Source organism: Brevibacterium sediminis, assembly GCF_024895295.1.
Taxonomy (GTDB): Bacteria; Actinomycetota; Actinomycetes; order Actinomycetales; family Brevibacteriaceae; genus Brevibacterium; species Brevibacterium sediminis.
On sequence record NZ_JAHQRN010000003.1, the window covers coordinates 236,176 to 249,642 of the forward strand.

Below are 13,467 nucleotides of genomic sequence, written 5' to 3' on the forward strand. Positions count from 1 at the left end.
AAACCTACAATCAGCCCCCGCGAACATTGGCGAATTATCGTGCGTTCTTCGAGGTCAGCCGTCCTAAAGTGACAACAGATCTCGAACGAAGGACGTTATGCCCAGTCATCACCATGCGATTCCGAACCGTCGCGCCCGAGCAATCCGAACGATCGCGGAGAACAGCGTGTCGCCTCACAGCGCAGCCGCTCAGGCACAGTCGGCACATGCCTCCGCGCAGTCGGATTCGGCTCCTGCACAATCGGATTCGGTGCCCACACTGCCGGCAAACGCTTCCGCGCAATCGAACTCCGTCCCGGCGCTGACCGATGAGGCGGCTGTGCTCGGACTCATGGATCTTGATTGGGTCGACACCGCCTTCGACCGGCTGACCTCGGCATTCGCATCAGATCGCGAGGTGCTCCACGCAGTGGCGTGCAAGGCGGTGCCGCTGCCGTCGTTGCTGCGCCGGTTCGCCGAGGCGGGAGCCGGCTGCGAGGTCGCCAGCCCCGGCGAACTCGAACTCGCCCTCTCGGCCGGGTTCGCACCCGACCGCATCGTCTTCGACTCCCCGGCCAAGACCTGGGCCGAACTGTGCCGGGCCGTCGACCTCGGCGTCTCGATCAACGCCGACAACTTCGACGAACTCTCCCGCCTCGACACGATCCTGGCGGATCGGAACAGCACGGCCGTCACAGACGCCGCGCCCGCCTCGGCCAAAATCGGAATCCGCATCAATCCGCAGTCGGGCACGGGCGCGATCGGCGCCCTGAGCACCGCCACCGAAACCTCGAAATTCGGTATCGGCCTCGCCGACCCGGGCGCCCGCGAGGCCCTTATCGAGGCCTACCTCGCTCGCCCATGGATGAGCCAGATCCACGTCCACTCCGGCTCGCAGGGCATCAGCCTCGACAAGGCCGCCGTCGGAATCCGCGCCGCCGTCGACCTCGCCGAGGAGATCAACTCCCGTGCCTCGACCAGGCGGATCACGCGCATCGACATCGGCGGGGGACTGTCGGTGAACTTCGACGGTGAGGACATCAACCCGACCTTCGCCGACTATCGCTCGGTGCTCGAGGAGGAGGTGCCGGGCCTGTTCGGCTTCGACATCGTCACCGAATTCGGCCGCGCCCTCCTCGCCAAGGCCGGCACCATCCTCACCCGCGTCGAATACGCGAAGACCACCGGCGGGCGCCGCATCGTCATGACCCAGGCCGGCGTCCAGGTCGCCACCCGCACCGCTTATGCCCCGAACGACTGGCCCCTGCGGATCCTGCCGTTCACCTCGGACGGGAACCCCAAGACCGCCGAAGAGGCCGACACCGAGGTCGTCCCGACCGATGTCGCCGGACCCGCCTGCTTCTCCGGCGACCTCCTGGCCCGGGATCGGATGCTGCCGCGTCTCGACGCGGGTGACCTCGTCGCCGTGCCCGAGACAGGTGCCTATTACTTCTCGAATCCGTTCTCCTATAATCTGCTCCCGCGGGTGCCGATCTTCGGCTACCGCACTGCTCCCGACGGCGGCATCGAGTTCAGCATCATCCGCCGTGGGCAGACGATCGCTGAGATCCTCGCCGAGGCGGGCGAGACCGAACTGCGCCCACTGAGCCCGGCGAACCGCGGGCTGAGCGCGGACGGCCGCGCGCTGAGCCCGGACGATCGCGAAACCGCTGCCGAACCTCTTGCCCACGGCAGCTGATTTCGAACCGCCTGTGGCATCTGCACAGTGACCGGCTGGCATATTTGTGTGTTGTTGTGCCGTTTTCACGTCACTTCGAACGTAGAGTGATGGAGAACACATCTGCTCTGACCCGGGAGAACACTCCGATTCACCCGGGTCGGGGGAGGACAAGTGAATCACCGCACGAGAAGAAAGACGAAGATGTTCACTTCACACTCACTGCGCAGAGGCTGGCAACGGTGCCTGGCCGGCGTCGCAGCACTCGCCCTTGCCGGATCGATGGCCGCCTCCCCGGCGCAGGCCGCCACCTCGGAGGCTCCGGCCTCCGAGAACGTGCTGCGGATCGCCACCGACGGTTTCATCGACTCCTTCAACCCGTTCACGTCCTTCTACCTCGTGCCGACGAACACCTTCCGGTACATGTACGAGAACCTCGTGGCCAACGACGCCAAGGACGGTTCGATCACCGAGGGGCTCGCCACCGAATGGAACACGGACTCCGAGGGCAAGGTCTGGACCTACACGATCCGTCCGGACATGAAATGGTCCGACGGTGAACCGCTGACCTCGAAAGACGTCGCCTGGACCTACAACCAGATGATGGAGAAGGAAGAGATGGCGGTGGCCAACGGCAGCCTCGTCGAAAACTTCGACAAGGTCGAGGCCCCCGACGACGACACCGTCAAGATCACTCTGAAGAAGCCGCAGGCGAACAACCCCGGCCAAGAGATCCCCGTCGTGCCCGAGCACGTCTGGTCGAAGATCGACAAGCCCGGCGAATTCAAGAACGATGAGAAGTCCGTCGGCTCGGGACCCTTCCAACTCGAGAGCTACGAGGCGAACAAGTCGATCACGCTCAAGGCGAACCCGAACTTCTGGCGCGGCAAGCCGAAGCTCGACGAGATCCAGTACCGCTACTACACGAACTCAGATGCGCAGGTGCAGGCGATCCGCTCCGGCGAAGTCGACTTCATCACCGGGCTCAGCCCCGACCAGTTCACGGCGCTGGAGAACGCGGACAACGTCGAACTCAACGACGGCAACGGCCGCCGCTTCAATGGAATCTCCATCAACCCGGGCGTCGCCGACGCCAAGGGCAAGGAATTCGGCACCGGCAATGAGGCGCTGAAGGACAAGAAGGTCCGCCAGGCAATCCGCGCCGGCATTGACACTGAGACCCTGCGCAAACAGGTCATGCAGGACTATGCGCAGCCGGCCACGAGCTTCATTCCTGCCGTCTACCCGGACTGGGCACTCAAGTCCGACAACTCCGTCATCAGCGGATTCGACGTGGCCGAGGCGAAGAAGCTCCTCGACGACGCCGGCTGGAAGGAAGGATCCGGCGGCATCCGCGAGAAGGACGGTGAGAAGCTGCAGCTGCGCTTCCTCACCGACGCCGACGCGCCGATCGAACAGAGCACCGCGAAGTTCCTCAAACCGTGGATGAAGGACATCGGCATCGACCTGAAGAACGAGTCCTCTGACGTCGACACGGTGTCCGAACGCACCACCAAGGGCGACTACGATATGTACTTCTCCGGCTGGTCGATCAATCCCGATCCCGACTACCAGCTGAGCATCAACACCTGCGGTCAGCGCCCCGACGCCGACGGCAACGGCGGCACCAGCCAAGACGGCTGGTGCAACAAGGAATTCGACAAGCTCTATCAGGCTCAGCACGTCGAGCTCGACCAGGCCAAGCGTCAGGACCTCGTGCAGAAGGCCCAGGCCATCCACTACGAGGAAGCCCCCTCGGTGACGCTGTGGTACCCGAACCAGCTCGAGGCCTACCGCTCCGACCGGTTCGACAACTTCACCAAACAGCCCAGCGACGGCGGTGCCATCGCCAACCAGGTCGGCTACTGGGGATATTCCTCGGTCGAACCCGTCAGCGAAGAGGAAGCCACCGGCGGCGGAATGGGCGCAGGAGGGTGGATCGGCATCGCGGCAGCGGTCATCGTCGTCCTCGGCGGAGGCGGCTGGCTGCTCAGCCGTCGCAAGAAGTCCGACGACCGCGAATAGTCCCCACACCCACAGTCCGGGTGCCGCACCATCCGCACCACCTGCGGCACCCGGACTCACGGGCCAGTCCGCACCACCTGCGGCACCCGGGCCCACGGGCCCGTCCCCACCATCTGGAGCACCACAGTGAGCACACCCACCCACGATCCCCAGTCCGGGGATCGCCCTGACCGAGGACCGGGCACGGCGAACCCGGGCACCGACCCCACGAACCCCAGCCCCGCCTCGGCGAAGGGATCCGCGGCAACCGCCGACGCGAACCCCGCCGACCCGGCGAACCCCGCCACCGTCGATATGGACGAACCACCGGCCGGCGGATCGTTCACCCGCTACTTCCTGCGCAAGCTCGGCGGGGCCGCGACCTCGATGGTCCTCGTCATCGTGCTCGGCTTCTTCGCCTTCCGCATGCTGCCCGGCGATCCCGTGCTCAAGATCGCGAAGGAACGGCCGATGTCGCCGGCGCAGATCGCCGAACTGCGCAGCCAATACGGACTCGACAAACCCGTGATCGTCCAGTTCTGGGACTACCTCGTCGGCATCGTCACCGGCGACCTCGGCGAGTCCTACGTGTACCGGAAATCCGTGTCCTCGCTCATCGGCGAATACCTCGGCCCGACGCTGCTGCTCACCGCCACCGCGGCCGTCATCGCCATCGTCCTGGGCCTGTGGCTCGGACAGATCTCGGCCTGGCGCCGCAACACCCTGTTCGACAAGCTCGCCTCCTCGACCTCGCTGATCTTCTGGTCCGTGCCGACGTTCTGGCTCGGCCTCATCCTGCTCATGATCTTCGGCGGCACCCTCCAATGGCTGCCCACCGGCGGCATGATCACCCCCGGCCTCGACCCATGGTCACCGGCCGGAATCATCGACGTCATCAAACACCTCATCCTCCCCGTCGTCTCGCTCGTCGCCGTCGTCTACGCACAGTTCCTCATGATCATGCGCGCCTCCCTGCTCGAGGAGATGAACGAGGACTACCTCACGACCGCCCGCGCGAAAGGACTCACCGAGGATGAGGTCCGCCGCCGTCACGCCGTGCCGAATGCGCTGCTGCCGACCGTCACCGTCGTCTTCCTCCACATCGGCGGACTCATCGCCGGCGCCGTCACGGTCGAAGCCGTGTTCTCGTGGCCGGGACTGGGCAAGCTCACCTTCGAAGCCATCCGCGGCCCCGACCTGCCGCTGCTGCAGGGCACCTTCGTCGTGTTCTCTGCGATCATCATCGTGATGAACCTCGCCGCCGACATCGTCTACCGATTCCTCGATCCCCGCGTCAGGAGGGCCTGATGAGCGTGAACACCCCCGCCGAGGCGGCCCCCGGCCCCTCATCGAACGAACCGAATCCGCGTGGTTCGGAAACACGGGGATCCATCCCTGTCGTCGACGGCGCGAAGCTCGTGCGCGAACGCCGCCTGAACAACGCGAAGAAGAACTGGGCGCTCTTCCGCTCCGACGTTCCGGCGCTCATCGGCGCCGTCGTGCTCCTCTTCTTCATCGTCATCGCGATCGCCGCACCGCTCATCGCCCCGGCCTCGATGCTCGATGTCACGAAGCAGCTCGACGTGCCGCGCTATGCCCCGCCGAGCCTCGACCACCCCTTGGGCACCGATGACCTGGGACGGGAGCTGTGGGTGCGCATCCTCTGGGGAGCGCGCGTGTCGATCCTCGTCGGCGTCGCCGCGACCGTCATGTCGATGATCATCGGCACCATCATGGGCCTGGCCGCCGGTCACTTCACGGGACTGTTCGGCGGCATCATCATGCGCATCGTCGACTTCTTCATCGTCCTGCCGTCCCTGCTTCTCGCGATCGTGCTGTCCTCCGTGCTCGAGCGCGGTGTCTTCACGATCGTCGTCGCCATCGGACTGACCTCATGGGCGTCGACCGCACGGATCGTGCGCTCGCAGACGTTGAGCGTCGAATCTCGGCTCTACATCGAAAGGGCGCGCATCCTCGGTGCCGGACATTCCCATATCCTGTTCCGTCACCTGCTGCCGGCGGTGATGCCGCTCGTGCTCGCGAACACGACGCTGACCGTCGGTGGGGCGATCATCGCCGAATCGACGCTGTCGTTCCTCGGCCTCGGGGACACGTCGAAGGAATCGTGGGGCACGATCCTGAAGAACTCGATGGACGTGTCCGCGGCGACCTCCGGCTACTGGTGGTACGTGCTCACCCCGGGCATCGCGATTCTGCTCGTCGTGCTCGCATTCACGATGGTCGGGCGCGCATTCGAGGCCATCATCAACCCTGCCCTGAGGAGCCGCTGATGACCGATCTTCATTTCGAGAACGTCTCGATCACCTACCGCTCCTCATCCGACCGCGGCGACGTCGTCGCCGTGGAAGACGTCAGCCTCGACCTGCCCGCCGGTGCCACTCTGGGCATCGCGGGGGAGTCCGGGTCGGGGAAGTCGACCCTGATCATGTCGGCTCTGCGCCTGCTGCCGAAGTCGGCTCGCCTCGACGGGCGGGTCCTCCTCGGCGGGCAGGACATCCGGGAGCTGAGCTTCGGCCAGATCCGCGCGGTCCGGTGGGCGCAGGCCTCGATCGTGTTCCAAGGCGCTCTGCACTCTCTCAATCCCGTCCGCGAGGTGGGAAGCCAGATCATCGAAGCCCTCGAACACCACTCGAAAGGCACGTGGACGACCCCGCAGAAGCGCCGCGACCGGATGTTCGAACTCCTCGCCGAGGTCAACCTCGAGGCGGCGAAGTCGACTGCGTATCCGCACGAGCTCTCCGGCGGGCAGAAACAGCGCATCATGATCGCCATGGCGCTCGCCTGCGAGCCCGATATCATCATCGCCGACGAACCGACGACGGCTCTCGACGTCATCGTGCAGAAGCAGATCCTGTCCGGCTTGGCCCGCCTCGTCGCCGAACGCGGAATCTCCCTGCTGATGATCAGCCACGACCTCGCCGTGCTCTCGGCCGTGTGCGCGAAACTCGCGATCATGCGTCACGGCCGCCTCGTCGAATACGGACCTAGCGACGAAGTGTGCCTGTCTCCGCAGGAGGACTACACGAAGCAGCTGGCCGGTGCGTTTCCGCAGATCGGGGACCCCGAATCCCGGCTGAATCCCCGAACACTCAAACCCGCCGAGGTGGTCCGGGCCGAACCATTCACCATGACGGATGAGGTAGTGCTCGAGGCGAAGGATCTCAGTGTCTCCTTCGACACCCGGCGGGGTCGTGAACGTGCGGTGCGCGGTGTGGACCTGCAGCTGCAGAAGGCGGAGATCCTCGCCGTCGTCGGCCAGTCCGGCTCGGGGAAGACGACTCTGGCACGGTCGCTGCTCGGTCTGCAGGAGGTGGAAGCGGGTTCGCAGCTGTCGTTCGCGGGCAAGGCTCTGCCGAAGAAGGCGAAGGAGCTGCGAGCATTTCGGCAGAAGGTGCAGATGATTCTGCAGGATCCGGCCGGATCGCTCAATCCCAAACGCAGCGTGTACGAGGCCGTGGTCGAGGGCCTGAAGGTGCAGGGGATCAAGGACCGGGAGTACGAGAGGGTCATCGGCGCGCTCGAAGCCGCCGAGCTCACCCCGGCCGAGGACTATCTCGAGTCGATTCCGCAGGAGCTCTCCGGCGGACAGCGGCAGCGCGTCGTCATCGCCGGCGCACTGGCTCTCGACCCGCAGGTGCTCATCGCCGATGAGCCGGTGGCATCGCTGGATGCCTCGGTGCGCGGGGAGATCCTTTCGCTGTTCCTCGCGCTGAAGAAGAACTTCGGGATGAGCGCGCTCATCATCACCCACGACCTCGGCCTGGCCTGGAACATCGCGGATACGGTGGCGGTGATGAAGAGAGGGGAGATCGTCGAATACGGTGAGGTCGACAGGGTGCTGTCCGATCCGCAGCACGAGTACACGCAGGAGCTGCTCGCCGCGGTTCCCCGATTGGGAAGTCAGAGTCTGGTGAGGAATGAGTGAGTCGGAGTTCGTTGAGTCCAGGCCCGACGATGCGCCCGGGTCTGCCGGCGCGGGGGAGCCGAGCCCCTATCTCGATTCTGCACCGCTGGCGCCCGGTGACACCGTTCGCCTCATTGCGCCGTCGGGACCCACCGACGAGGAGTCGCTGCAGCGGGCCATCGCCCAGCTGGAATCCTGGGGCTTCGACGTCGTGCCGGGGGCCAACGTCCGCAGCCGGCACCCGCGGGTGAAGTATCTGGCCGGCACGGACGCCGAGCGCCGGGCCGATCTCGTCGACGCGTGGTGCGATCCGGACACGGATGCGGTCATCGCGCTGCGTGGCGGCTTCGGAGCCATGCGCCTGCTCGACGACATCGACTTCGACCTCATGCGCCGGCACATGCTGCGCAGGGACGGCCGTCCCAAGCTGCTCACCGGCTCCTCGGACATCACCGCACTCCACCAGGCCTGGGAACACCACCTCGGCGTCGCGACTCTGTTCTGCCCGATGGTCGGCAATGACCCGTTCAAGAACTCGACGGTCGTCCCCGACGAGGTGGCCTCGTGGCTGTTCCATCCCTGGGGCGGCCGCGAACTCGGCTTCCCCGCAGAGGACGTGACCATTTCGACCACTCAGGACCGTGCGACGGAGGGCACCGCTGCGGCGGAGCAGACCGCTGCGACCCGCCCGCTCAGCCGGGCGCAGACGTTGGTTCCGGGGTCGGCGAGGGGCCGCCTCGGCGGGGGAAATCTCAGTCTCATCGCCGCGGGGATGGGCAGTCCCGAGCTCATTGACGTGCGGGAACGACGCGAGCATCGGGGTCCGAGCATCCTCATGCTCGAAGACGTCGACGAGGAGCTGTACCGGCTCGACAATCTCATGGTGCAACTGGTCCGCGGCGGGTGGTTCACCTCGGCGGATGCGGTGGTGCTCGGCTCGTGGGAGGACTGCGCGCCCGTCCATGAGGTGGAGGCGCTGATGATCGACTACCTCGGCGGTCTGGGAATCCCGATCGTGTCTGAGATGGGCTTCGGCCACGATCCCGATGCGCCGAGCGCCCCACTCGGCGTCGACGTCACGCTCAAGGCGGAGCCCGGGGAACGGCCGCGGCTGTGGGTGGATCACGCGGGTGGGCAGGCATGATGGTGCCGACCACGTGCCGATGGCCCGGCTCGGTGAGGCGAACGAATCGCGGGCGCGCAGACATGAACGAAACGAGACTGACAGGAGCACGCTGATGAGCGAACTGAAATTCGATGGACTGCCCGGAGTGCGATTCAGCGCTCTGGCCTTCGACGTCGACAGTGGGGAACGGGTGTTCGCCCACAATGAGAACGACGAACTCGACACCGCCAGCATGGGCAAGGTCTTCCTCCTCCACACTGCCTTGCAGATGTACAAGGACGGCACGCTTGACCTGGAGGAACGCCTGCATCGGCGGCCTTCGGAGAGGGTCGACGAATCGGGGATCTGGTACCTCATGGAGCAGGACGATCTGAGCATCTTCGACGTCGCTCTGCTCATCGGGGCGTTCAGCGACAACTTCGCCACGAACGTGCTCATCCGCAGGGTCGGGCTGGAGAATGTTGCGGATCAGGTGGAGAAGCTCGGGTACAGGAACTCGGGTCTGCACGACTTTCTGCGCTGGCCGCGCCCGGCCAAAGCGCCGCGGACACTGTCGACGGGCACGGCCGCGGAGCTCAGTGATTTCATGGCCAGGCACGCCAAGGACGAATTCTGGGACGAGTCGACGAACGAGGTCTTCCGGCGCTGGTTGGGAGCCGGCGCGGACACCTCGATGGTCGCCTCGGCGTTCGATCTGGACCCGCTCGCTCACTACAACTACCAGCGGGACGTGTGGGTGTGGAACAAGACCGGCACGAACGGGACGATCCGGGCCGATGCCGGGATCGTGATGACGCCTACGCGTCGCGTCGCCTATGCGGTGTTCGCGAACTGGGAACCGGGCACCGACCGCGTCGTCGACGTCATGCCGATCATGCGGCAGGCCGGCAACGCGATCCACCGGTTCCTCTGAGCCCGAGCGCGAATCGGCGCCGAGAGCCGTGGGGTAGTCTGGTGGGCGATGTCCGATACGATCTACCTCACAGGCGAAGCGAAGGCTCCGTCGAACAACCCGATCACCAACCAGTTCGGTCTGTTCTACGTGGCATTCGAGATCCAGCCGGACACCCACCGAATCCTCGATGTGGACTGCACGGCGACGTTGGCTCTGACCCGGAACTTCATTCGGAGCCTGTTCGTCGATGCCGACATCACGGACCCTGGTCGACTGATAGAGCGCATCCAGCGCCGCTACCACGGATCCTCGCAGAAGGCGCTGATCACAGCAGTGAACAACGCCGCGAAGAAGTACCGCGAGGTCACCGCTTAGGCAGCGCCTTCGACCACCCCGATTGCCCGGGCCCTCACCGGACCGGATCCGATCGACAACTGCACATTGCTCCATCCCGGAGACATCCTCGGTGCCGCCCGTGGCTCTGCCACTGGCCCAACCGGTGCTGCTGCCATCCGCGCCGTGCGGCGCAGCCAGCTGCGGCACCGTCGGCTCTGCCTCTGCCGGGATGGACGTATTCAATGAGGAAGTGTCGTTAGTGATCACGGACGGTTTTCTATTCATCAGCCTGCTTCTGGCGATCTCCGCAGCCCTCGTCGTCGCGGACCGGAGCGGGCGCTTCAAGCTCTTCAAATATGTGCCCGGCTTCGTCATCCTCTACATCGTGGCGGCGCTGCTCAACACGTTCGGCGTCTTCGACCACGACGGTGGAGACATCACCGTGGTCGGCGACACCCTGCGCGAGGTGATGCTGCCCGCGATGATCCTGCTCATGCTGTTCAAGTGCGATATCCGGCAGATCATCAAGCTCGGGCCCAAACTGCTGCTCACCTTTGCGGTGACCGCGGCGAGCATCATCATCGGCTTCATCATCAGCTACCTCATCCTGCACTCCAGCCTCGACCCGGAAGCGTGGAAGGCCCTCGGCGCTCTCAACGCCTCGTGGACGGGTGGTTCGGCGAACATGGTCGCGGTGCAGGAGGTCCTCCAGGCACCCGAGAACGTGTTCGGCTACGTCCTCATCGTCGACACAGTGCTCTACTCCTTCTGGCTGCTGCTCATCTTCTCCTCCGTCACAGTCTCCGACAAGTTCGACAAGTGGACGAAGGCCGATATGTCGAAGCTCGATTTCACCGACAGAGTCTCGGCCGAGGAGGAGAAGCCGATGACGCTGTCGTCGATCTTCGGACTCATCGGATTCGCACTGCTGGCCTCGGCCCTGGCGATCCGCCTCGGCGAACTGCTGCCCGAGGTCGGAGCGGTCATCGACGGTACGGCGTGGACAATCCTCATCGTCAGCGTCCTCGGGCTGGCCATCGGATCGACTCGGTTCGGCAGGACCGCCGGATCCAATGAGCTCGCGACGATCCTGCTCTACCTCATCATCGGCATCATCGCCTCGGGCTCGGACTTCACCTCCCTGGCCGAAGCGCCGCTCTATCTGGTGGCGGGCATCATCGTCCTCGTCGTCCACATCGCCATCATGCTCATCTACGCCAAGCTCACCCGCACCGAGCTCTTCAGCATCGCCGTGGCCAGCACCGCGAACATCGGCGGAATCGCCTCGGCGCCGGTCGTCGCGGGAGCCTTCAACCGACAGCTCGTCCCCGTCGGTGTGCTGTTCGCGCTGATGGGAACGTTCCTCGGCACGTTCCTCGGCCTGTGGTCGGCCCAGATCCTGTCCGGGCTGGCATGATGAACGAACCGACCCCACCTCGCCGAGGCGGCCGACCTCCCCATCGCGAGAGTACCGTTCCGTGCGTGCACCCCTGCACCGACCCAATCCGCCCGACCGGAAGGACCCGACCATGACCGCACCCAACACAGCCTCCGCAACCGGACCCGACACCGAATCCGCACCAGACGCAGCATCCGCACCCGCCGTCGACGTCTTCGACGGACACAACGACCTCGCCTGGTACCTGCGCGAGGAACGCGACTACAGCGTGGAGGGGCTCAACGACCCGGCCGTCTCGCCGTTCACCACGATGGATCAGCTGGCGGCCGGACACGTGGCCGCGCAGTACTGGTCCGTCTACGTTCATTCCTCGATCACCGGCGCCGACGCGATCAAGGCCACATGGGAGCAGATCGACGCGGTCCAGCGTGTCGTCACCGCCTACCCCGAACGACTTGCCTTCGCCCGTACCGCCGCCGACGTCCGTGCGGCTCGCGCAGCCGGCAAGGTCGCCTCCCTCATGGGCGTCGAAGGCGGTCAGCAGATCGACGAATCCCTCGCCGTGCTGCGGTCGTACGCCCGCGCCGGGGCCCGCTATATGACTCTGACGTGGTCGACGACTCATTCCTGGGCCGACTCGGCTACGGACGAACCGGTCCACGGCGGCTTGAGCGTCTTCGGACGTGAGGTCGTGGCGGAGATGAACCGGATCGGCATGATCCTCGACCTCTCCCACGTCGCGCCCACCGTCATGCACCAGTCGCTGGACCAGAGCACCCTGCCGGTCCTCTTCACCCACTCCTGCGCGTACGGTCTCAACCCGCACCCGCGCAACATCCCGGACGACGTCTTGGACCGCGTGCCCGACAACGCGGGAGTCGCGATGATGACGTTCGTGCCCTCGTTCGTCTCGAACGCCCGCCGCGAATGGGTCGACGCCGGAGAACAGGGAACCGCCCCCGAGGTGACCGTGGCCCAGGTCGCCGACCACTGCGATTACGTTCGCGAACGGATCGGCATCGACCACATCGGACTGGGCGGCGACATCTGCGGAGTCGATGAGCTGCCGACCGGACTCGGTGATGCCGGCCAGTATCCGAACCTGTTCGCCGAGCTCGCCTCGCGCGGCTGGTCGCAGACCGACCTGCGCAAGATCGGCTTCGACAATGCGATGCGCGTCCTCGACGCGCACGAGGATGCGTACACGGCGTTCCTCGGCTCGGCGGTCGACGCACCGTCCGCGGCCAACGCCGGTTCCGCGGCCAACGGCACGGCCGCCTCGGCGACGGGGAACGGCGGCGGCAACGTCGGGTCCGCAGGCAATGGTTCGGCCGCCTCGGCGGGGGCGGAATCATGACGCGGCTGCTCGTCATCGTCAATGACATCGAATCCCAGCCGGGGCTGCTGACACGGTGGATGATCAGCGAGAACGTCGAGTTCGATCTGCGCATCGGCGGGGTCTCACCCCTGCCCGGGCCCTCGGAGCTCGATGCCTATGACGGGCTCATCATGCTCGGCGGCGGGTACATGCCCGATGAGACGGACCGGGCCCCGTGGTTGGCCGATGAGGCCGAACTCGTCCGCCATGCCCTGGCCACGGATCTGCCGCAGTTCGGGATCTGCCTCGGCGGGCAGCTCATCGCCCACGTCATCGGGGCCGATGTGCAGGCTCGGACCGGGGCGCCGGAGAAGGGATACACGCGGATCGACACCACCGCCGAGGCGGCCGCGGACCCGGTGTTCTCCGCGATCCGGCCACGGACCTCGTTCGTCGAAAGCCACGTTGACCGCATCGTCGCCCTCCCCGAGGAGGCTACCCTGCTCGCCAGGAGCGAGGCCTGCGAATTCCAGGCGTTCCGGGTCGGCAGGGCGTGGGGGACGCAGTTCCACCCGGAGTCGACGCGGGCGAACATCGAGCGCTGGGATGCGGAGAAACTGCAGACTTTGGGGTTCGATAAAGATACCCTGTTGGAAGAAGCGATGGAGCTCGGGCCGGAGAGCGAACGTGATTCGAAGGCCCTGTTCTCCGCGTTTCTCACGGTGGTTCGGAACTGAAGCTTGTGTGTCAGGCTCGTGTCTGAGGCATACTAGGCGAGGCTCTGACCACAGTCAGGGTTGCCAGGTA

11 protein-coding genes are annotated in these 13,467 nt (G+C 65.6%); all 11 read left to right on the forward strand.

Features of this window, described 5'->3' with window-relative positions; translation table 11 throughout:
• Positions 1 to 166 precede the first annotated feature (166 nt).
• The 11 genes from KTJ89_RS08400 to KTJ89_RS08450 all read left to right on the forward strand — a co-directional run bounded on the left by KTJ89_RS08400 (position 167) and on the right by KTJ89_RS08450 (position 13,397).
• Complete coding sequence (locus tag KTJ89_RS08400) at positions 167 to 1,678, forward strand: type III PLP-dependent enzyme domain-containing protein (RefSeq protein ID WP_259357375.1); 1,512 nt, start codon at positions 167 to 169, stop codon at positions 1,676 to 1,678.
• 183 nt (positions 1,679 to 1,861) lie between these two features.
• Complete coding sequence (locus tag KTJ89_RS08405) at positions 1,862 to 3,682, forward strand: ABC transporter substrate-binding protein (RefSeq protein ID WP_259357376.1); 1,821 nt, start codon at positions 1,862 to 1,864, stop codon at positions 3,680 to 3,682.
• A gap of 126 nt (positions 3,683 to 3,808) precedes the next feature.
• Entirely contained in the window at positions 3,809 to 4,969 is a 1,161-nt protein-coding gene (locus KTJ89_RS08410; protein ID WP_259357377.1) for an ABC transporter permease, read from the forward strand.
• On the forward strand, positions 4,969 to 5,952 hold the full coding sequence (locus tag KTJ89_RS08415) for an ABC transporter permease (RefSeq protein ID WP_259357378.1): 984 nt from the start codon (positions 4,969 to 4,971) through the stop codon (positions 5,950 to 5,952). Before KTJ89_RS08410 ends, KTJ89_RS08415 begins: the two co-directional genes overlap by 1 nt.
• The gene (locus tag KTJ89_RS08420; RefSeq protein ID WP_259357379.1) at positions 5,952 to 7,607 is read left to right on the forward strand and encodes an ATP-binding cassette domain-containing protein; all 1,656 of its coding nucleotides are present in this window, start codon (positions 5,952 to 5,954) and stop codon (positions 7,605 to 7,607) included. Before KTJ89_RS08415 ends, KTJ89_RS08420 begins: the two co-directional genes overlap by 1 nt.
• Complete coding sequence (locus KTJ89_RS08425) at positions 7,600 to 8,730, forward strand: S66 peptidase family protein (RefSeq protein ID WP_259357380.1); 1,131 nt, start codon at positions 7,600 to 7,602, stop codon at positions 8,728 to 8,730. Before KTJ89_RS08420 ends, KTJ89_RS08425 begins: the two co-directional genes overlap by 8 nt.
• Positions 8,731 to 8,824: 94 nt before the next feature.
• A complete protein-coding gene (locus KTJ89_RS08430) occupies positions 8,825 to 9,625 on the forward strand; it encodes a serine hydrolase (protein ID WP_139468102.1) in 801 nt (266 codons plus the stop codon).
• A 48-nt stretch (positions 9,626 to 9,673) separates the two neighbouring features.
• Positions 9,674 to 9,982 carry a DUF3870 domain-containing protein gene (locus tag KTJ89_RS08435; RefSeq protein WP_139468103.1) on the forward strand — a complete coding sequence of 103 codons (309 nt, stop codon included), beginning with the start codon at positions 9,674 to 9,676 and terminating at the stop codon, positions 9,980 to 9,982.
• 220 nt (positions 9,983 to 10,202) lie between these two features.
• Complete coding sequence (locus KTJ89_RS08440; protein ID WP_259357604.1) at positions 10,203 to 11,360, forward strand: DUF819 family protein; 1,158 nt, start codon at positions 10,203 to 10,205, stop codon at positions 11,358 to 11,360.
• Positions 11,361 to 11,472: 112 nt separating this feature from the next.
• A complete protein-coding gene (locus tag KTJ89_RS08445; RefSeq protein ID WP_259357381.1) occupies positions 11,473 to 12,699 on the forward strand; it encodes a dipeptidase in 1,227 nt (408 codons plus the stop codon).
• Positions 12,696 to 13,397: a type 1 glutamine amidotransferase gene (locus KTJ89_RS08450; protein ID WP_259357382.1), complete on the forward strand. Its 702-nt coding sequence runs from the start codon at positions 12,696 to 12,698 to the stop codon at positions 13,395 to 13,397. The genes KTJ89_RS08445 and KTJ89_RS08450 overlap by 4 nt, the downstream gene beginning before the upstream one ends.
• Positions 13,398 to 13,467 lie beyond the last annotated feature (70 nt).

Bases quoted from the DNA above. Each gene is read 5' to 3' on its own strand.
- KTJ89_RS08425 (WP_259357380.1), top strand. From the start codon at position 7,600: ATGAGTGAGTCGGAGTTCGTTGAGTCCAGGCCCGACGATGCGCCCGGG.
- KTJ89_RS08450 (WP_259357382.1), top strand. From the start codon at position 12,696: ATGACGCGGCTGCTCGTCATCGTCAATGACATCGAATCCCAGCCGGGG.
- KTJ89_RS08430 (WP_139468102.1), top strand. From the start codon at position 8,825: ATGAGCGAACTGAAATTCGATGGACTGCCCGGAGTGCGATTCAGCGCT.
- KTJ89_RS08415 (WP_259357378.1), top strand. From the start codon at position 4,969: ATGAGCGTGAACACCCCCGCCGAGGCGGCCCCCGGCCCCTCATCGAAC.
- KTJ89_RS08420 (WP_259357379.1), top strand. From the start codon at position 5,952: ATGACCGATCTTCATTTCGAGAACGTCTCGATCACCTACCGCTCCTCA.
- KTJ89_RS08435 (WP_139468103.1), top strand. From the start codon at position 9,674: ATGTCCGATACGATCTACCTCACAGGCGAAGCGAAGGCTCCGTCGAAC.
- KTJ89_RS08445 (WP_259357381.1), top strand. From the start codon at position 11,473: ATGACCGCACCCAACACAGCCTCCGCAACCGGACCCGACACCGAATCC.
- KTJ89_RS08405 (WP_259357376.1), top strand. From the start codon at position 1,862: ATGTTCACTTCACACTCACTGCGCAGAGGCTGGCAACGGTGCCTGGCC.